The sequence below is a fragment of the Acinetobacter sp. CY73 genome, from assembly GCF_059515865.1.
This window is the reverse complement of record NZ_JCAKMZ010000021.1, coordinates 11711-32911: the sequence shown is the minus strand read 5'-3', so window position 1 is coordinate 32911 and position 21201 is coordinate 11711. Positions and strand designations below refer to the sequence as shown.

Annotated in this window: 14 protein-coding genes and 1 pseudogene; 8 read left to right on the top strand and 7 right to left on the bottom strand. The window is 37.9% G+C overall.

The features are described from left to right. Nucleotides 1-34: 34 nt before the first annotated feature. Complete coding sequence (locus tag AC5YD2_RS10870; protein WP_496126347.1) at nt 35-649, bottom strand: carbonic anhydrase; 615 nt, start codon at nt 647-649, stop codon at nt 35-37. Between the two features lie 304 nt (nt 650-953). Between AC5YD2_RS10870 and AC5YD2_RS10865 the strand changes: the two genes are divergently transcribed. Both AC5YD2_RS10865 and AC5YD2_RS10860 read left to right on the top strand, forming a co-directional pair. Further along, on the top strand, nt 954-1934 hold the full coding sequence (locus AC5YD2_RS10865) for an alpha/beta fold hydrolase (protein WP_496126346.1): 981 nt from the start codon (nt 954-956) through the stop codon (nt 1932-1934). Between the two features lie 44 nt (nt 1935-1978). Then, a complete protein-coding gene (locus tag AC5YD2_RS10860; protein ID WP_496126345.1) occupies nt 1979-2983 on the top strand; it encodes a hypothetical protein in 1005 nt (334 codons plus the stop codon). A 56-nt stretch (nt 2984-3039) separates the two neighbouring features. On the opposite strand, the gene AC5YD2_RS10855 is transcribed toward AC5YD2_RS10860, so the two are convergent. The 3 genes from AC5YD2_RS10855 to nfuA all read right to left on the bottom strand — a co-directional run bounded on the left by AC5YD2_RS10855 (nt 3040) and on the right by nfuA (nt 7446). Then, complete coding sequence (locus AC5YD2_RS10855) at nt 3040-4329, bottom strand: methyltransferase domain-containing protein (protein WP_496126344.1); 1290 nt, start codon at nt 4327-4329, stop codon at nt 3040-3042. Nucleotides 4330-4407: 78 nt separating this feature from the next. Next, entirely contained in the window at nt 4408-6633 is a 2226-nt protein-coding gene (locus AC5YD2_RS10850) for a TonB-dependent receptor domain-containing protein (protein WP_496126343.1), read from the bottom strand. Nucleotides 6634-6807: 174 nt separating this feature from the next. Next, the gene (gene nfuA, locus AC5YD2_RS10845) at nt 6808-7446 is read right to left on the bottom strand and encodes a Fe-S biogenesis protein NfuA (protein ID WP_496126342.1); all 639 of its coding nucleotides are present in this window, start codon (nt 7444-7446) and stop codon (nt 6808-6810) included. 159 nt (nt 7447-7605) lie between these two features. On the opposite strand from nfuA, the gene AC5YD2_RS10840 reads away from it, so the two are divergent. Together AC5YD2_RS10840 and AC5YD2_RS10835 are read left to right on the top strand one after the other, a co-directional pair. Continuing rightward, complete coding sequence (locus tag AC5YD2_RS10840; RefSeq protein ID WP_496126341.1) at nt 7606-8223, top strand: rhomboid family intramembrane serine protease; 618 nt, start codon at nt 7606-7608, stop codon at nt 8221-8223. Between the two features lie 337 nt (nt 8224-8560). Further along, nucleotides 8561-10105, top strand: a complete 1545-nt coding sequence (locus AC5YD2_RS10835; protein WP_496126340.1) for a hypothetical protein — start codon at nt 8561-8563, stop codon at nt 10103-10105. Between the two features lie 92 nt (nt 10106-10197). Here AC5YD2_RS10835 and AC5YD2_RS10830 read toward each other — a convergent pair whose 3' ends face one another. After that, complete coding sequence (locus tag AC5YD2_RS10830) at nt 10198-11820, bottom strand: inorganic phosphate transporter (RefSeq protein WP_496126339.1); 1623 nt, start codon at nt 11818-11820, stop codon at nt 10198-10200. A gap of 464 nt (nt 11821-12284) precedes the next feature. Here AC5YD2_RS10830 and metH point away from each other — a divergent pair, with 464 nt between their 5' ends. Both metH and AC5YD2_RS10820 read left to right on the top strand, forming a co-directional pair. Continuing rightward, nucleotides 12285-15989, top strand: coding sequence for a methionine synthase (metH, locus tag AC5YD2_RS10825; RefSeq protein ID WP_496126338.1), 3705 nt, complete (start codon nt 12285-12287; stop codon nt 15987-15989). A 241-nt stretch (nt 15990-16230) separates the two neighbouring features. After that, nucleotides 16231-17061 carry a TIGR02391 family protein gene (locus tag AC5YD2_RS10820; RefSeq protein WP_496126337.1) on the top strand — a complete coding sequence of 277 codons (831 nt, stop codon included), beginning with the start codon at nt 16231-16233 and terminating at the stop codon, nt 17059-17061. A 93-nt stretch (nt 17062-17154) separates the two neighbouring features. Here AC5YD2_RS10820 and AC5YD2_RS10815 read toward each other — a convergent pair. Continuing rightward, a pseudogene (locus AC5YD2_RS10815) lies at nt 17155-17518 on the bottom strand (endonuclease domain-containing protein). A gap of 226 nt (nt 17519-17744) precedes the next feature. Between AC5YD2_RS10815 and AC5YD2_RS10810 the strand changes: the two are divergent. Together AC5YD2_RS10810 and AC5YD2_RS10805 are read left to right on the top strand one after the other, a co-directional pair. Continuing rightward, nucleotides 17745-18098: a lysozyme inhibitor LprI family protein gene (locus AC5YD2_RS10810; RefSeq protein WP_496126336.1), complete on the top strand. Its 354-nt coding sequence runs from the start codon at nt 17745-17747 to the stop codon at nt 18096-18098. Between the two features lie 128 nt (nt 18099-18226). Continuing rightward, the gene (locus AC5YD2_RS10805) at nt 18227-18712 is read left to right on the top strand and encodes a hypothetical protein (RefSeq protein ID WP_496126335.1); all 486 of its coding nucleotides are present in this window, start codon (nt 18227-18229) and stop codon (nt 18710-18712) included. A 121-nt stretch (nt 18713-18833) separates the two neighbouring features. Here AC5YD2_RS10805 and AC5YD2_RS10800 read toward each other — a convergent pair whose 3' ends face one another. Next, the gene (locus AC5YD2_RS10800) at nt 18834-20954 is read right to left on the bottom strand and encodes a 3'-5' exonuclease (protein WP_496126334.1); all 2121 of its coding nucleotides are present in this window, start codon (nt 20952-20954) and stop codon (nt 18834-18836) included. Between the last annotated feature and the right edge of the window lie 247 nt (nt 20955-21201).

The window sequence follows — 21201 nt, the reverse complement described above, 5'->3', positions numbered from 1 at the left end:
CCTTTTTTCAATCTTTAATTTTGATTTGATTCAATTAGAAATCGAAGAAGGTCACTTCACCTGTTTCAAGTGAGTATTCTGCACCTACAACTTTCAATTTGCCTTTAGATATAAAACTCTCCAATACAGCAGAACCATGGCGTAACTGATTCACCGATGCAAAGACATTTGAACGAACCGCATGGCACGATAATTTTTTCAGATCATCTTTAAGTTCTGTTTGCATTAAGATTTCAACCGATGGTCGAACACGATTTACAATAGACATGAGATTTGCAGAGGGTGGTTTATCTGGATTTGCGAGCACTTCAATGGTTGATTCAATCGCACCACAGTGGGTATGACCCAGTACCACAACCACAGGACAGGCAAAGCTATCCACAGCGAATTCAACACTTCCAACTTGTGATGGTGCAACGATATTTCCTGCAACACGAATTACAAATAAATCTCCTAACCCCTGATCAAAAACCATTTCGGCAGGTACACGAGAATCAGAACAACCTAAAATAATGGCAAATGGTTCTTGAGTTTCTGCCATTTGAGCGCGCTCTTGATGTGACAAAAGTCTCTGATGATTTGTTTGACCCTCTACAAAACGTTGATTACCATTTTTTAAACGTTCTAAAACTTCTTCTGCAGTCAGCATGTTTCTTCCATGGGTCTAAAGGTTCGACAATTTTAATACCGTACTTTTTCAAAGTCACTGACTAAATTTATACTCAGTTACATTATTTTCTTATTGCGAAAAAATACATCCTCCATAGCATGCATGATTTACTCGGTCGCTCAACGCCCTTAACTTTGATTTTTTTCAACTTAAATGCGGCATCCATTGAGGGATTTTTTCGACCACCTTGGCGAGTTCCTACTGCAAATGTCGTACAGTTCTATAGAAATCATTTTCTAAAAACTGAATATAATTTGTCGATAAATTTTTGGACTTTTTTTGAATGGCATCATTTGCTCCCACTTTCTCCATAAAACACACTTTAGTTTGTTGTCTCGCATGTTCATCTTTTCTTTTTGCATTAGCCCATTCACATGCACAAGAAGAATTTATTGACTTCAAAAAATACCAAAATGAGGAACGTCAGTGGGCAAATGTAAAGACCAAAACACTGAAAGTTGGCGATGTTACTTGGACTTATAGTGAAGCTGGTGCGTCAAATAAACCCACGATATTGCTCATTCATGGAATAGGTACAAACCGAGATTCTTGGAACCCCATCGCTCGTACATTAAGTTTGGATTATCACCTGATTATTCCAGATTTACCCGGTAGTGGTGATACAAACGTTCCTGATCATTTTGATCTTAGCTTGCAGAATTTAACGGATCAACTTCGTCGTTTTGTTGAAGCTTCACATGTCCAAAATCAATTACATCTAGCAGGTCACTCGGTTGGAGGTTCGATCGCACTGATGTACGCATCGCAATATCATTACGATACCAAAAGTTTATTTATTATGAGTGCTGGTGGCATCTTAAAAAACAATCAAACTCACTACTTAAACAACCCGATTTATTTAAAACAATTACTCATTCAACAACCGGGAGACTTAGACTTTGTCACACGTAAGGTAATGTACAATCCCCCTTTTATTCCCTCTATTATTAAAAAACAATATGAACAAAATTTAATTAAAAATTCTCAACATACAGCACGCTTAATTCACCAGCTCAACGATATGAATAAACAATATTCTTTAGCATCATTTAAAGAAATGTTGGGGCAAATTAATTCCCCTACGTTGATTCTCTGGGGTCAGCAAGATCAGATTGTAAACGTTGAAGTCGCACAAGACCTTAAAAATGCCCTCAAAAATGCTAGACCACCGATTATTTTAAACCATGTTGGCCACATTCCGATGCTTGAGGCGCCAGAACGTGTGAGTCAGAGCTATTTAGAGTTCTTAAATACAGTACAATGATAGGCAAAGGATGCCATCCTTGAAGGACTTTTGAGATTATTTTCATGACGAAGAACCCCATCATTGAACAACTGATCGATGCTCAACTTGAATTCTTGGATCAAGAGTTTTCAAGTGCAGATACCATTCAAAATGAGTTTATTGCTTTTTATCATTGGTTTCGAAAGCAGCCGCTCAAGAATCTTTGGAGTTTTCCTCAAATCAATGATTTATTACAGAAACAAATTCTGGAAACGCCAGCCAGCTCTTTTTTGATTGAGCAAATTGCCGATCATATTCGACTGGCTTTGGCACATAATGTAAATGACTCCACCAAGATTGAAGATATCATCCCAGTTGCAACCATTGATAAAATTGCTCAATACGTTGCAAGTAAAAGCTCACATCGTCAGGCTTTAATCAAAAGATTAGTCAATCATCCTGCTTTTTCAACAACATTGACCCAACTGATTCATCATTCAATTCAAGATTATATTGATAATTCAGTCATGAATAAAAAAGTCCCTGGTGTGGGACGCTTCATGAAAATGGGTAAATCTGTTTTAGAGTCTGTGACAGATTCAAACTTGGATGACACTGTTAAACATTATCTTCAAAAAAACATCATTAAAATTAGCCAACTCAGTGAACACGTGATCAATCAGCAGTTTGATGACAATAAGCTCTATCATTTTCAAGCCAATCTATGGCACAAGATTAAACCAGTGCCTTTATCAAGATTGAGAAACTATATTGAAGTCTCTGACCTCCCCAATACGGTAGGAATGGGGCACGAAATTTGGGATCATCTTCGTCAAACAGATTATTTAAAACAACAAGTGCATGATGGTATCTATGCTTGGTACATTCGCAATCAAGATCATAATTTTGATGCGATTTTGAATGATATCAATATTGATGAAAGTCTCATTCAAAATCAATTACAAGCACTACTTGCTCCTGTGATTCAACAGATGATCTCATCCGATCATTTAAAACAACGTGCTAGACTTCATCTTGAGAAATTTTATTACTCAGACCCTGTCCAAAAAATTCTGAGTGCAGAATAAAGGCACTTTGATTAAAGAAACCGCTGATTTCAGCGGTTTTTTCGTCTCTCATCACTTTAAATTTTATAAATCGCCGTAGCACAATCAGGGACTAATTCTAAATTTATCCCTAAAGCTCGAACCCAATCCTGAAAATGAAGAGCTTGTTCTTTATGAATGGAAAATCCCTGATCTATAACGGGATGGATATGCTGTTCCTGCATCAGTAAAAAGAGTGTCTCAATTAAAAAAAGCGGATTCTGATTAAATACAGGAAGATTTAATAAATCCTTAAAGCTTTGCTGCCCCTCTCCCATTGTTTGAAGCAGTGACGTGAGCACATTTTGATTTACTTCAATTTGACCAATCGGCGTATTAAAAACTTTAAGATTCGCTAGTGATTGAGGCGATAGTATTTTGAATTTTATGTCACTTATTCTTTTAAAGTGATCATCATGGCTTAATTGCACTGGTTTTTTCTGGAATATATCCACTCTTTGCTTCGCATCTCTCGCTAGATCTTTCAGATATTCTCGCAAAGCTGGCTGTTGGGTATTTCTAATGATCTGTTGCATATTTGCAGGAATACTAATGCTTTCCAAATTTTCACATGGAAGCGCATTTCCCAAATATGACATTTGGGTTTGGTCATAAACCATTTTGTGTAAATCAACACTAAATAAAGGTTTCCAATGATCTGTTAAAAACTCATGTGCTAAATATGTCTCATTATTTTTCAGCGTATTTAATACTGCATCCATGTTTATTTGATTCACAAATGCACCCGCTTGATGCAGATCATAAAAAAGCCGTTTCCCAGTTTCAATATTGACTAAAGATGACTGTTGATGCTGCTCATCAACCAAGTTCAATAGTTTCTGCAATGGAATTAAATCTTTAGAGCCTGGGTAGCACATATAGTGTAAGTAGCACAGACCTGAATCATTCAAGGATTGATCAATGATGTCGAGTATCTGATGCTGATGTGTCGTTGAGACCCAAGTAAACGTGCCATGATTCACAATAAAATCAAATTTTTGGGTACTGCTTGCCAAAAACTCTGCAAAATCAGCATGAACGAATTGAACATTTTTCAATCCAAGTTTCTGAGCAGACTGTTGTGCTAGCTGAATATGGTGTTGATTAAAATCCACGCCAACAAAATCTGCATGAGGGTTATTCAAAGCACTGATTAAAAGATTTATACCTGTCGCACATGCCAGTTCTAAATATGAAAACGCTTGTTGCATATTCGGTGTTTTAAACCCTAAAAAATGAACCACTGTATTCAACCAAATGGGCTGCATTTCTTTATAGAAAAATACAGGATAAGTCGTATCCACCACATAACCCTCTTTTCTTTTCATAACATTCCCGTGACTCATGCAAAATAAGAGCTAAAAGCACAAAAATGGGACTTTAGGCCCCATTTTTAGATTGAGTATTTAGAATTTGTAGTTCAAAGCAAAACTATATCTTCGACCATCTAAAACCCAATCATTGCCATCATCGAGTACATTCTTATTGGCTACATTATAAATCCCTGTAGACAATTGAATTGCATCACTATAGTTATAGACCGCACCGACATCGACAAATGTATAGGTGGGTGTTTGATTATTACCGACGGTCTTACCGCGATAATTCAATTGACTCCACAATGAAAGTTGATCATTCACATCCCAATCTAAACCTGCATTGAACATATGCTTAGGTAAATCATTTAATGGTTTGCCTTTGTTGGCACCTGTTTTTTGCTCACTATCTGTATAAGTATAAGAATGTCGATATTTTAAATAATCATTAATATGATAATCCGTGGTCACCTCAACACCCTGAATTTGAGCTTCATCAACATTATAGTTATACGTATAACCGTTGGTATTTATAGGTAAGTCTGGATTTTTTTCATAGAATGCTAAATGTTCTTCATACAATGGACCACTGGTGATGGCATCACCATTTTCATCAACCGGTGGACGACTCCCAGGCATACGTGCTGAACGCGTAATTTTATCGTTGAAATCCGTTTGATAAACCATGACACTCGCCAATAAACCGAGATCATGATTTTCAAAAGAGAATCCCGTTTCATAGGTCCAACTGGTTTCTGGTTTTAAATCTGGGTTAGGCATGATGGCACCCCCCATAGAGTTCAACATGTATTGAGGCGATGAATTCCGTAGACTTGGCGCTTTATATCCTGAAATTACACCACCTTTCAGCGTGAAATGATCAGATGCCTTGTAGACTGCATAGGCTTTCGGACTGAAGTTATTACCGAAAAATTCATTTTCATCGTATCGACCACTTAAGGTCAGTGCCAATTGGTCTGAGACTGCCCAAGTGTCTTCAGCAAATAATGACCATTGATAACGATCCATCTTGGTCACTTTACCGGCCATTTCTGCTTTTTGGTTGGTTGTCCCATCTTCTAAATTTTCTTTTTTAAAGGTTCCGCCTAAAGTTAGGGTGTGCTCATCTAAGAAATAAGTCCCTTGTGAGTTGGCTGTCAAGGTTTCAAATAATATGCCACCTGGGTTTTGCAACTTACCTACGGTTCGACCTGAAATTGAATTGTTTTTATCTTGATCGAACTGAATATACGAGGTTAGTTTTAAATCCTCATAATCGCCTTCATGAGACAAATTGAATCTATTTTTTTCTAATTCTGAATAAGATCTTGTATTCGGAACGACATCCGACTGATAGATCGCCCCCTTATCACTGGTTTTGCCTGTATCAAAAGCGGGATAATAATTTCCACCCGACAAAATGTGGTCTTTAGCATCAATATCAACACGTTGACCTGTTGCAGACACGTATCGCGTATAACTTTTGCCTGGATTATGCGTTCTTTCTTGTTGAGTAAAAGAATATTCAGCTGTTACGGTATTTTTTTCATCTGGTGTCAGTACAAATTTAGTCGATAAATTTTTCTTTAAAAAATCTGGCTCACTCTCACCCGTTTCAGACGTATTTTTTTGAAGCGTACTTTCTTCAATGGTTTGTACACCAGCGGTGACTTGCATTGATAATAGTTTGTCAATCAAAGGGGCATTAACATACAGACTGGTATTCGTTGCATCATTGTTCACATCGTTTGATTGACCCGCTTTGATATATTCAGTACGAATACTGCCTGTCAGTTCATTTTGATGTTTCTTGGTAATAATGTTGATGACACCGCCCATCGCATCTGAGCCATAAAGTGACGATGAAGGCCCACGGATCACTTCAATACGTTCAATCGCCTCAATGGGCGGCAAGAAATTGACTGAAGCTCCTTGCACTCCACCATTTGTGGTCAGCAAACTCCCATCGTTCATGGGCTTACCATCAATCAAAAACAATGTATAAGCTGAACCCATACCACGAATTGAAATGGTTTGATTTGTCCCACCGCCTTGCACAAATACACCTGGTACATTTTTCAGAGCATCGGTGACATCGCTATACGATTTTTTTTCTAATTCTTCTTTTGAAATCACAGAAATGGTTGCCGCTGCATCTGCAATATTTTGCTCATAGCCCCCTGCTGAAGTCACAACAATCGTTTTTAATTGAGTACTCTTTTTTTCAATCTGTGTTTGATCTTCCGCTTGTGCATTCATCGTCATTAAAGACAGGACTGCAACTGATAATGAAGATTTAATCCATGTGTTGTTCATACGTATTTCCGAAAAATTTAAGGAGAGAATGAGAACTTTTCGTAGCGCATTGTAACAAAAGGGATTAAATTTGCAATTGCTTATGATAATTATTCTCATTATTATTTACAAAATAAGTTAAGCTAAAAAAATAGCTTCCATGAGGAAGCTATCTTTTTAATATGGACTTAGATCTTATTTGAAATAAGCACCTTCAGCTTGGCTGTGATCTGTCTGATCCACAACACGCTTTAACTCGGGAATATGCTGTTGCAACGTTGTTTGTACACCTTGCTTTAAAGTCACATCAATGGCTGAACAACCTTGGCAACCACCACCAAATTTCAATACAGCAGTTAAACCATGTTCTTCATCTTCAACCACTTCCACCAAGGCACAATTACCGCCATGCCCTGCCAAACCCGGATTGATTTCCGATTGAAGGATATAAGTAATACGTTCTTCAATCGATGCATCAGGACCAACACGTGGCACTTTAGAGTTCGGTGCACGGAAAGTTAACTGACCACCAAAGCGATCTTTATTATAATCAATTACAGCATCTAACAAATATGGAATAGAAGGCGTATCAATATATGCAGCAAATTCTGGATAATCTTGCTTGTAATCTGTTGGTACAACTTCATCAGGTGCGCTATAAGCCATGCAACACTCTGCGCGTGGAGTTCCTGCATTTTCCACAAAAACACGTACAGCGATGCCCGGAGTATTTTGCTTGTTGAGCAAGTCAAATAAGTACTCTTGTGCAGTTGGTGTAATCAATAAATTTGGAATTTCTTCAGCAACTGCAGTGCTGGTGTTCTCAGTCGACATAACAATATTTCCTCATGCTGAAGCATCTATTTTAACTTAAGATCGGGGGTAATATCTGAAAATCAACTAAATTTGTCGGAATTATTATCAAATTACAATATATTGATAAGTGAAAAGGCATTATGATCATTAAATAGTTAAAAAAAGAATCGTTTATTTATGCTGGATTTACCTTTTAATCATACTGTTAGCATTGTCATCATTACGGTGATCATTTCCCTCATTGCATTTTCAAATCAAAATGTAATGAATCGTTTAATTTTTTGGCCACCTGCCATGCAGAAAGGTCAGTATGATCGCTTTATTACCCATGGTTTTATCCATGCTGACGGTACACATTTACTGTTCAATATGATCACCTTGTTTTTCTTTGGTAGCGTAATTGAGAGTTTTTATCGTCAATATTTCTATGATCTAGGCTTTGTACTGTTTTATTTGGGCGGTTTAATCGTTGCAATTATCCCCAGTTATTTAAAACACAAAAATGATCATCGTTGGGCAAGCCTGGGGGCATCAGGTGCAGTTTCTGCTGTACTTTTTGCTTATATTTTATTTGAACCTTGGAAACTGATTTTCGTTTTCTTCATTCCTGTTCCCGCGATTATTTTTGCTGTTCTTTACATTGCTTATAGCATCTGGTCTGGCAAAAAAGGCAATTCAAATGTGAACCACAGTGCGCATTTATGGGGTGCGGCTTACGGCGTGATGATGACCATCATCATTGAACCACGATTGATTGCACATTTTTTCAATAAACTCACTCAATTGCCTTTCTAAAGAATTCTATAAAATAATGGCTTTTAAATTAGACTTGTCGATCAAATCTTGAAAATAAAGGTTGGTCACACTCATTTAGCTTTAACAATAAAAGGACGGTTATCGTCCTTTTTTTATTTTGCTCTTTCACTTTTCTCTTTAAATTGAGTTTTCTTATACTGTGGATTCATCATTTTGGCTCTCATAGATTGAACCATCATCAGGCTTGCTAAAAATATCGATGAACCAATTATACAATCCACACAATATTGGTAGTTAATGCCACCAACAAATCAAATTTGGCATAGATAATGTTTACATCTGTATATAAATGATGAATCATCACGAGAGTTTTTGCATGTCTGAAGCATTAGAAGGGATTCAATTCCCGATCAATTCTACCAATAATAAACCAAGCACCTCGAAAACCGGGCAAGCCATTCTATCTGAAGCATTGTCTACTGTTGACCATAAAACATCACAACAAGTGCTATCTGAAAAAAACTGGCGCAAAAAATACCCGATTTATTTTAAAGCTTTGGTCGAAAATGGAATTCGGAATCAAGAAAATCCGATTCAAATTGCTCAAGCAGGTTTAAATAAAGCCCATCACAGCTTTGAATTTTATCGTGATGGTCAAAAATGTAACTTAAACGAGATGTTGAACCTAGAGGCTCAACCTCTCTATTCCATTAAGTTACACGGTGAAAGTAACGCGAAACCTGAATGGTATGTGCCCTATCATGGGCAACATCTAAAAGGACAAGCCCTGTTAGATCAAATTCAAACATGGGAAGATACTGGCATTATGGAAAGTAGCCATGCTGAAGCACTCAGAACGGTACATGCACATCCTGAATGGTTTGATCTATCTGACCGTACCATGGTGCTGTTTGGTGCTGCCTCTGAAGCGGGTCCTTTGACATGGTTAGCGCAATGGAAAGCCAATATTATTGCCCTAGATCTGCCTAATCCACGTATTTGGGACAAGATCTTATCCACGATCAAAAAAGGCAATGCGACGCTGATTGCTCCGTGCATAGAGCAGCTTGATCCAAATGCATCGATTGAGACTTTAAAAGAAAAGCTGGGTGCTAATTTACTGACTCAAACACCTGAAATTGCACAATGGCTAAGTAAAAAAGAACAGGCTTTAGATCTGGCTGCAATTGCCTACCTCGATGGTGAAAAGCATGTTCGCGTATCGATGGCAATGGACAGTATCATGCAATATATCAGTGAAAAAAAGCCAGATACCAGTCTAATGTATATGTGTACGCCAACCGATGTGTATGCAGTCCCTGCTGAAGTGATCAATGGATCTGCTGCCAAATTCAAGTCACGCTCTCAACCTGAAAAACTCATCAGTAAAGGGATTGAAGCACTGAGTCTTAAATATTTCTTTAAGCAAAATTCACATGATCTGATTTCATCGGAGCAAGGCCAAGCCTATGGGATCGCAGATTGCTTAGTGGTGGAGCAAGGACCTAACTATGCCCTTGCTAAACGTATTCAACAGTGGCGTGCAACTTTGGCTCGCCATCAAGGTCAACGTGTGAGTATCAATATTGCACCATCAACCACCACACATTCAGTGATCAAAAATCCGTTGCTTAAAGCTGCGTTTAATGGCGCAGGGATTTTTGATGTAGAAGCGTTTGATCCATCTACAACCAATGCCATTATGGCGGCGCTATGGGTACATGATTTGCGTAATCCAAAGTCAATTGCCAATCCTGAGCGTAAAATGAATCATCCATTGGAACTCATGATGGAAGGCGCTAATCACGGTGGTTTATGGCGTGTGGCATATTTAGCACGTACTGCACTTCCTTTTGCAGCGTTATATGGCTTTGCTGAAGAAAAGCTGCCTAAGGGTTTAATGAAAAGGTTTAAGAAATAACGGATATTTCATGATTCGTTTAGAAAAAATAATCGATAAAAATCACCCAATAAAAAAGCTGCCCTGAGGCAGCTTTTTTTAATCAATCTAACTTAGAAGACTTTTAACAATAACCAGAATAAACCACCTGATAAACAGATCGTTGCAGGTAAAGTAAAGATCCAAGCTGACAGAATGGTACGAACCATTTGGAAATTCAAACCAGATTTATTGGCAACCATGGTACCTGCGACAGCAGAATTCAGTACGTGAGTGGTTGATACTGGCATACCGAAACCATCAGCAGCAGCAATGGTAGACATTGCCACTAGCTCAGCAGACATACCTTGACCATAAGTCATATGTTGCTTACCAATACGCTCACCTACAGTTACAACGATACGTTTCCAACCCACCATTGTTCCAAGACCCAATGCCAGTGCCACCGCGACTTTTACCCAGTTAGGAATGTATTGTAGGAATGAATCCATGTTGTCACGATAATCATCTACAGTTTTAACTTGAGCTTCATTCATTGCTGGTAGCGCTTCAGCTTTATCCAAACGTTTGAAAGTAGTTGCGCTCAAATACATGTCATTACGTAAAGAGGATACTTCTGCTTCAGGCACATCTTTTAATGAACCATAAGCACCTACACGGTCACCTAAGTGATCGGTCATACTTGCCAATGCAGGTACAACTTCAGGCGTTAATTCTTTGGTTTGGATGTACGTTGTTAATACATCACGTGCTTTTTCATCCGGAATATCAGCATGATCTGCATAGATGACTTGCGCAGTTTGAGCAGACAATTGTTCAAATGATTGGATGTGCTGCTGATCTAAATTCTTGTTTAAAGAATAAGCCAACGGTACACAACCGATCAGGATGAGCATGATCAAGCCCATGCCTTTTTGACCATCGTTTGAACCGTGTGCAAAACTTACACCCGTACACGTAAAGATCAATAGTGCACGAATCAACGGTGGTGGTGGCTTATTACCTTCAGGTGGTTGGAATAATTCCACTTGTTTTTTGAAGATTTTTTTAACCAGCAAGAACAACACAGCTGCAAATGCAAAGCCGATTAATGGTGAGAATAAAAGTGCTTTACCCACTTTCATTACTTGTTCCATGTCTACGCCTGATGCACCACTGCTCGCGTTTAGAATGTAGTTCATGATCCCTACACCTAAAATCGAACCAATCAATGTATGCGAGCTAGATGCAGGAATACCAAAGTACCACGTTCCTAAATTCCAAGTAATTGCCGCAATCAACATGGCAAAAACCATGGCAAAACCCGCTCCAGAACCGACATTCATAATCAGTTCTACAGGGAGTAAAGCAATAATACCGTACGCCACTGCACCGCTTGCGACCATTACGCCCAAGAAGTTACAGAAACCACACCACATCACCGCAACAGGTGCAGATAAGGCATTGGTATAGATGACGGTTGCAACTGCATTGGCTGTGTCATGAAAACCATTTACAAACTCAAAACCCAATGCAATGAATAATGCTGTTGAAAGCAAAATCACAGAGTAAAGGCTTAATGCAGGTACATGAGATAAATCAGCCACCAATTGGAAGCCAATATAAATGAGAGTGGAAATAATCAGTGTTAAGAACACCGGCATAAAAAACTTCGGTGTCGGCACATGAACATTGGTCGACGAGACTTGCGCCGATTGTTGTGCTGAATCTGAAACTGGAGATTGATTAGAATTCATGCAAGCAAGTAAAGAGGATAAGAATATCCCCTTATTGTTCAATTTAATTATTACAATTATATGACAAAAACGTGTCATATAAAGCATCTAAATGACACTTTATGGATATAGAAATAAGATTTCCTTAGATTTTGTTTAACATAAATATATTGATTTCAATTACTTAACCAAACACACCTTTTATTTAACAGAGAATAAAGCTGACCCAAGATAATGAAATAAATATGTAATATTTTTCATTAAATTTTCAATTTCTGATCAGAGCACTATTCTGCAAGCTAAATATGACAAAGATATGAACAAAAACAAAAATTTAAATTAAATTTATTGATTTCACATAAAGCGTTTAATTTTCATACGCTTTCATGGCTTTACAAGCCAATGACGATGGAATTATCAAAAAATGTACTTTAGATCTGCTAAAATATCGCACCTAATTAAGTCCAACATAGTGAGCGTCATTGATGTCTACCCTCGCCACCTTAAAAGAGCTTCTATCCCAACGCATTCTGATTATAGACGGCGCGATGGGAACTATGATCCAACGCCATAAATTAGAAGAAGCTGATTACCGTGGTGAGCGTTTTGCAGACTGGGCATCCGACTTAAAAGGCAACAATGACCTTTTGGTGTTAACGCAGCCACATATTATTCAGGGCATCCACGAAGCTTATTTAGAAGCAGGCGCGGATATCATTGAAACCAACAGCTTTAACGGCACGCGCGTTTCAATGTCAGATTACCACATGGAAGATTTAGTCCCTGAAATCAACCGTGAAGCTGCACGTATTGCCAAAGAAGCATGTAAAAAATATTCAACACCTGAAAAACCACGTTTTGTCGCAGGTGTCCTTGGACCTACATCACGTACCTGTTCTATTTCACCTCAAGTGAATGACCCTGCGTTTCGTAACATCACCTTTGATGCTTTAAAAGTTGATTATATCGAAGCGACTAAAGCGTTGATTGAAGGTGGTGCAGACATCATCCTTATTGAAACGGTATTTGATACTTTGAATGCCAAAGCTGCAATCTTTGCAGTAAAAGAAGTGTTTAAAGAACAAGGCTATGAATTACCCATCATGATCTCTGGTACGATTACTGACGCATCAGGTCGTACATTAACCGGTCAAACAGCCGAAGCATTTTGGAATTCAGTGCGTCACGCAGAGCCGATTTCAATCGGTTTTAACTGTGCCTTAGGTGCAGATGCGATGCGCCCTCACGTGAAAACTGTGTCTGATATTGCAGATACTTTTGTTTCAGCCCATCCAAATGCAGGCTTACCAAATGCCTTCGGTGGTTATGATGAAACGCCTGCGGAAACGGCTGCATTTATCAAAGAATTTGCTGAAAGTGGTCTGATCAACATCACGGGTGGATGCTGTGGTACGACGCCTGACCATATTCGTGCCATCTACAATGCAGTAAAAGATATTAAGCCACGTCAAGTGCCTGAAACTAAACCTGCTTGTCGTTTAAGTGGTTTAGAGCCGTTTAACATTACAGCGGACTCATTATTTGTAAACGTCGGTGAACGTACTAACGTCACAGGTTCTAAAAAATTCCTTCGTTTGATCCGTGAAGAAAACTTTGCCGAAGCACTGGATGTGGCATTGCAACAGGTGGTTGCAGGTGCACAGGTGATCGACATTAACATGGATGAAGGGATGCTCGATTCAGAAGGTGCGATGGTGCATTTCCTGAACTTGGTGGCGTCTGAACCTGAAATTTCACGTGTGCCCATCATGATTGACTCATCAAAATGGGAAATCATTGAAGCAGGTTTAAAATGCGTACAAGGTAAAGCGATTGTTAACTCGATTTCGTTAAAAGAAGGCTATGACGAGTTTGTAGAACGTGCTCGTTTATGCCGTCAGTATGGCGCTGCTGTCATCGTAATGGCATTTGATGAAGATGGTCAAGCGGATACGGCTACACGCAAAAAAGAAATCTGTAAACGCTCATATGATGTTTTAGTGAATGATGTTGGCTTCCCTGCTGAAGACATTATCTTTGACCCGAACGTATTTGCGATTGCAACCGGGATCGAAGAACATAACAACTACGCAGTTGATTTTATTGAAGCAACGGGTTGGATTAAACAAAACCTACCACATGCGATGATTTCTGGTGGTGTGTCTAACGTATCGTTCTCATTCCGTGGTAATGAGCCTGTACGTGAAGCGATTCACTCAGTGTTCTTGTACCATGCCATCAAACAAGGTATGACGATGGGGATTGTAAACGCAGGTCAAATGGCGATTTATGATGACATCGATAAAGAGCTTAAAGCTGCAGTTGAAGATGTGGTTCTGAACCGAAACCAAGGCGACTCCTCATCAGAAGCAGGGGCACAAGCAGCAACTGAAAAACTCCTTGAAGTTGCCGAGCAATATCGTGGTCAGGGCGCAGCACAAAAGAAAGTTGAAGATTTAGAATGGCGTAAACTGCCTGTTGAAAAACGTCTTGAACATGCATTGGTCAAAGGGATCACGGCATTTATTGATGAAGATACTGAAGAAGCACGCTTAAAATCCACTCGCCCGCTTGATGTGATCGAAGGACCACTGATGGATGGTATGAACGTGGTGGGCGACTTGTTTGGTTCGGGCAAAATGTTCTTACCACAAGTGGTCAAATCTGCACGTGTGATGAAACAAGCTGTGGCTTGGTTAAACCCGTACATCGAAGCTGAAAAAACTGCGGGTCAGTCTAAAGGTAAAGTGTTAATGGCGACCGTTAAAGGCGACGTACATGATATTGGTAAAAATATCGTAGGCGTGGTTTTAGGTTGTAATGGTTATGACATCGTTGACCTTGGCGTGATGGTATCGTGCGAGAAAATTTTACAAACTGCGATTGATGAGAAAGTAGATATCATTGGTTTATCAGGTCTCATCACCCCATCTTTAGATGAAATGGTATTTGTTGCAAAAGAAATGCAACGCAAAGGCTTTAACATTCCACTGATGATTGGTGGCGCAACCACATCTAAAGCACATACAGCCGTTAAAATTGATCCACAATATTCGAATGATGCAGTGATTTATGTTGCCGATGCTTCTCGTGCGGTGGGTGTTGCAACAACCCTGCTTTCTCCTGAAATGAAGCCTAAGTTTGTTGAAGACACACGTGCCGAATATATTAAAGTCCGTGAACGTATTGCCAATAAACAACCCAAAGCTGCGAAGTTGTCTTATGCAGAATCGATTGAAAATGGTTTAAAAATTGATTTTGCTGCCAACAAACCTGTAAAACCAAACTTTATTGGTAAACAAACGTTAACCAACTACCCGCTAGAAACATTGGTTGAGTACTTTGACTGGACACCGTTCTTTATCTCTTGGAGCTTGGCAGGTAAATTCCCTGCAATCCTTACGGATAAGGTTGTCGGTGAAGCTGCAACTGATTTATACAATCAAGCGCAAGCCATGTTAAAGGACATTATTGATAACAAACGTTTTGATGCGCGTGCGGTATTTGGAATCTATCCTGCCAATCGTTCTGCAGCGGATTCGGTTGAAGTCTATGATGAAGCAAGTTCTCAAGTGACGCATACCTTCCATCATATCCGTCAACAATCAGATAAAGTGACAGGTAAACCAAACCTCTCTTTGGCAGACTTTGTTGCGAAGAAAGATGAAGCTGAAGATTATTTAGGTGGTTTTACGGTGTCGATCTTTGGTGCGGAAGAAATGGCACATGAGTACAAAGCCAAAGGCGATGATTACTCTGCGATTTTGGCACAATCTTTAGGTGACCGTTTTGCCGAAGCATTTGCGGAGCATTTACATGAGCGTATCCGTAAAGAGTTCTGGGGCAACCAAGCATCCGAATCTTTAAGCAATGAAGAATTAATTAAAGAGAAGTATGTGGGGATTCGTCCTGCACCGGGCTACCCTGCATGCCCTGAGCATTCTGAAAAAGCGACTTTGTTTAGTTGGTTAGATTCGACCAATGCCATTGGTACACAATTGACTTCAAGTTTTGCAATGTGGCCACCATCAAGTGTAAGTGGTTTCTACTACGCCAACCCTGAAAGCCAATACTTTAACGTGGGTAAAATCGCGCAAGATCAGTTGGAAGATTATGCGAAGCGTAAAGGTTGGACATTGGATGAAGCGAAACGTTGGTTAGCGCCGAATTTGGATGATTCGATTGTTTAATTGATTTTAGAATTCCCCTAGCCCCCTTTGATAAAAGGGGGAACTAAAAATCCCCTCGAGTGAGGGGATGTTTTGTTTTTAATCTCCCCTAACCCCTCTTTTTCAAAGAGGGGGATTTCACGTATCGAATTGATTACGTGACTGCTCCTCCCTTTTTAAAGGGAGGTTGGGAGGGATTAAATTGCTATAAATAAGACAAGTATTTAAGATAATTAAGTAAATAAAAGTTAAAGATGAACAAATGGCAATAGTAAAAGCTTTAGACCTTGGAAGTTTAGAAAGTATTTGTAAAATTTTAGGAGATACTTCTAATGGACTTTCAGGTGCAGAAATAACTAAATATTTATCTGAATGTAATATTAAAGACCCTGAATTAAATTCCACAAAATGGAAGCGCTTATATGATGCGCTCTACACAAAACAGACCCTAGATCATTGTTCAAATAATATTCTATCTTTTATTAAGTACGTAATGCGTCCTTCTAGACATATTCATAAAAAAGAATGGTTTGCACAAATACGAACTGAGTTAAATTTTGTTTTATCATTTGAAGGTTTTGAGTTAACTGAAAGTGGAGAAATCAAGCTAGCTGGAAAAGTTAAAACTTTTTCCGAAGCAGAAGAACGTGCCCAAAATTTAAAGAAAATACTTTTAGATAGAAGGATTCATCCTGATGTACTCGCTTTCTGTAAAGCAGAATTAGTTGTGGACAACTACTTTCATGCTGTATTTGAAGCTACAAAAAGTATTGCTGAAAAAATTAGGATAAAAACAAATCTAACCTGTGATGGCTCTGAATTAGTAGATCAAGCTTTTTCATATAAAAATAAAGTTCCGTATTTAGCTCTAAATAGTTTAACGACACCAAGCCATCAAAGTGAACAAAATGGTTTCATGCATTTACTTAAAGGCATATTTGGTACATTCAGAAACACTACAGCCCACGCTCCTAAAATCACATGGAATATAGATGAACAAGATGCCTTAGATATTTTATCAACAGTATCCTTAATTCATAGAAAATTAGATAAAGCCACTGAAGCTAAAAAAATGTATGAAGGACACATATAATCCCTCCTAACCTCTCTTTAAAAAGGGGGGAAACTCCACGAATCCACAACCGCAATTAAATTCGTACAAAGTCCCTCTTTTCCAAAGAGGGATTTAGGGAGATTCCTGAAAACAATACTGATAAATCACATCAACCACATTATCAATCCGCCCCATCACCTGCCCATTATCGAACCTTAATACTTTTAACCCAAGCTGAGCCAAAGCATCATCCCGAATTCGATCTGCTTCTAATCCTTCATCTGTAAAGTGCTGACTACCATCACACTCAATCACTAAATTCGCAGCAGGACAATAAAAATCCACGATGTAATTAAGTAATGGTTTTTGACGATAAAACTGTAAACCTAAAATTTGCTTATTACGAAGTCGTTACCACATCAAATTCTCAGCATCGGTCATGTTATTGCGTAAATCACGTGAAGGTTGTTTTTAAGTTTCTGTTATAGGGTTTGATTATTTCCACTGAACGATTCAATACTACCTTTCATTAAGCATTTAATCATCAGACGTACAATGCATAAGAATACTAAACGTAATTGATCTGAGCTTTTGCATTTCTCTATTCTTCTGTATATTTAGAAAGCTTGACCACTGAGAAAAGAATACAATTTTTTTGGAATCCAATGATTCCTACAGCCAACATCTACCATAATAAAAATACATTATCTTAAGAGTAATATATGAAATATACACTTTCCATTTGTTTTATGTTTTTAATTTCTAGTCAAGTATTTGCAGAATGCTCATCCTCAAATGTTAATAATGACATCCAATGTTATGAAAATGAATTAAAGCAGGATAAAAGCAAACTAAATCAGACCCATCAAAAATTATCACAGTCCATGGATGTTGAAAGACGTTCAATTCTAGAAAATTCTCAAAAAAATTGGCTTTTATATAAGAACTCACATTGTGATGAATTAGTGGCGCATTTCTCCACTTATACATTAGGTGCAGGGAGTAAATTAATCAATTTGTCATGCAACGCTGAATTGATCAAAGCTCGAATTCAGCAATTGAAAGAATTAGAATAAGATCTTTAAGGATGAATCAAGATGTACAAGAGCAAAAATATAAAATGTTTAATTTTTTAACGAAGTACTTTCGCCTTGAACAGCTCGCAAAAATTCTGACTCTTTTCATTTTCTTATTATGCGCAATAATGATTTGGTTACTTCTAAGGAACCTCGATAATCAACCTGTCGAAATCAAAGACTATAAAACCATCAATGCTTCATCTTTAGAAAAATACGAACTGTATCAACGAAAGTTAGACGACAGCTCCCACCTTTTAATCTCGAAGAATAGTGAAATTCTTTTTGCATTTGATTGTGATTCATTGACTCACTCTCTCTGTGACAATGAGTTCATAAGGGCAGGAAATAAAGTCACCATCGATCAAGCAAATGTTGTAAGCATCAAAGGCTATAAATATATACAACTGTTGCAAGTCCAAGATTCGATTGACGACAAAGAAATAGATTATTCGGTCAGTTATGAACAGCTGGGCTTGAATTATCAACAATCTAAAGGTGTGGCATTCACGATTTTCGTAATTATGCTCGTTACTTTAGCGAGCTTTTTAGCCACAGGTTATTCCGTATTAGAAGAGAAAATCATCAATAAACTTTCTATTTTCTACAAATAATTGGTAGTGCATGAATATGACGTGATAAAAATAATAAGTTATTGATATTGAAATATATAAATGAATTATTAAACGTTGGTTTTTAGCACTACCAAAAAATGAATAATTTTCTAATTTAATCTTACTCAATAAGACGTAATTTCTTTAAACGCGCACGAATCCCACCTACTTTCCTATTATGCCGTTTCGCAATTTCTTTAATCGACAGTTTTTCTTCCACAAAAGCATCTATCAATCTGACCTCTTCATCTTCAGTCCACTTTTGTCCAATCATGCTATCGCTCGTAGTTGTATCTTCTTCTTGTTCTTCTTCAATAGCCTGATCGGACTTTTCCACACTTACTTCTACTGAGGTCTGCGCTTCATTGGTAATAGGCTGATTTTTTTCATGAATTTCTCTGACATCCGCCAAAAATCCTTTATCTTCACAGCCTAAAATAAACAGCTTATTTTGCGCACGAGTCATTCCCACATATGCCAATTTACGTTCAGAATCAATATCTCGATTTTCACCAATCCGTGGCATGTAATCCATGCCGACAAAAAACACATACGGGAACTCTAAGCCTTTAGAAGACTCCACATTCATGACTTTAATAGATTTTTTTTGCAAATCTAAAGCTTTCTTCTCTGGACCGCTAAAGATAAATTCAACTTCCGTTTCAGGTACATATTCATTTAACTTGGCTTTTAATTCCGTCATAAAACTATCGTATCCGCTCGATTTTGCCTGCAATACAGCAATCTCGCGGGCAGATACATCGGAGTGAATTAATTGTCTTATTTTTCTTGCGATCAAGTCCGCTAAATGACGCACATCATTTTGGTGATAAATACTTGGATATTCTCCAGCTTTACACTCTCCCGTATCAGGGTCGAGTACACGATCATAGTCATCATTATTTTGTAGACTTTCTAATTCTTTCGGATTCAAAAAAGCTTTGGCGATGTCCAAGATCTCTTTGGTATTGCGGTAACATTTTGATAGTTCGACAGGTTTCTTCCCTTGTACCTCTAAACCTACCGAACGCCAACTTGGTCTTTTTCGATTAAAAATATTCTGTGCAGGGTCGTAGCAAAATAAAATATGATTACTTTCAGATTTGACTAATTTAGATAATCCAACGATCCATTCTTGCGCGAAGTCCTGTCCTTCATCAATCAGAATCGCATCATATTTCTGCGTATCTTCTAATAGATTACTGTCAATATAATCCAATAAAATCTGACCTACACGCGTGTTGTAATCCGATTGTTTTTCTTTAGGTAGCATCAATAAATTTGCACGAGTGATTTGTTTAACCAAACTATGGAAATTCAGCACCTCAATCTGCTGATCACAATCATCACCAAACATATGCTTTAAGTGATTACATAACGAATTGTTGTAACACACCACCAAAATCTTATGTTCAGGATAGATCGTCTTTAAATATTTAGCCCGACATGCCAATACCAAGGTTTTACCACTACCCGCCACGCCTTTTAATATACGATGACCATCACCAATATTTTTAGCAATAGATTCTTGAGACAAATCTAAGGCTTTCACCTCTTGTGGCTGTATTTCAAACAACTCATCTTGTGTAAATTTATTTACTCGAATTTCTGGAAAAATCATATAACGTAATAGCTTTTCTTCAGTTTCGCTTAAAGGCTGAAATGGAAAAGCTACATCACGAAATGCGTTGATCAGTTTTTGTTTAAAGGTTTTATTTTCTGCAACGAGGCGTATATCTTCTTTAAAGATGGTTTTATGTGCAGTACTAATTGAAGGCAAACTTAGATGGATTTCATCCGCCTCATCTTGTTTAAGTTCGGTATAAATCACACAACTTGTAATTGGAAATTTAACATTTCCTTGATAAGCCCCTTGATCCTGTACAAAGACCGCAGTTTTCTTAAATTGATTCAGAATATTTAACATGCATTTGCGAACTTGTTGCTCAGGGTTTGCAACTGTCACAATCTGTTGTTCATTTTTATTATAAAAACGCCCACTAAATTTTTCAGGATTGAGCGTTTCAAACCGTTCTTTTGACCAATCTTTAACTTCGATTACCAATAGACCATGGTTCGGCAGCCAAACAATAAAGTCAGTATAGCGATTTAAAGCTTTAGGCTCATGCCAGATAATCGCCTTTTCATCTTTAAAAACATGTTCGAGTAATTGATAGACTTTACGCTCCCCACCGCTCGCAGATTTTAACTGTTGTATGCTAGTAGGGATCAATTCAGCCACGATAAGAAACTCTCTAATTTTAAATAATGGTGTAATTCAATAAAAGTGTATGCACTTAATTCAATAATAGTATAGTTTAAAAAACATCAACTCGTATTAGTACATTAGTATACATTTCATTCATTATATGACTATTTGCTCTATCAAAAGCAGTTATTATACAATCTCTCCTTTTTCATTTTTCGGATGCTGATGTACAACTTTATCTCAACCTTCTTTAGAAAGTAGATAAGTTATTTAATCGAAA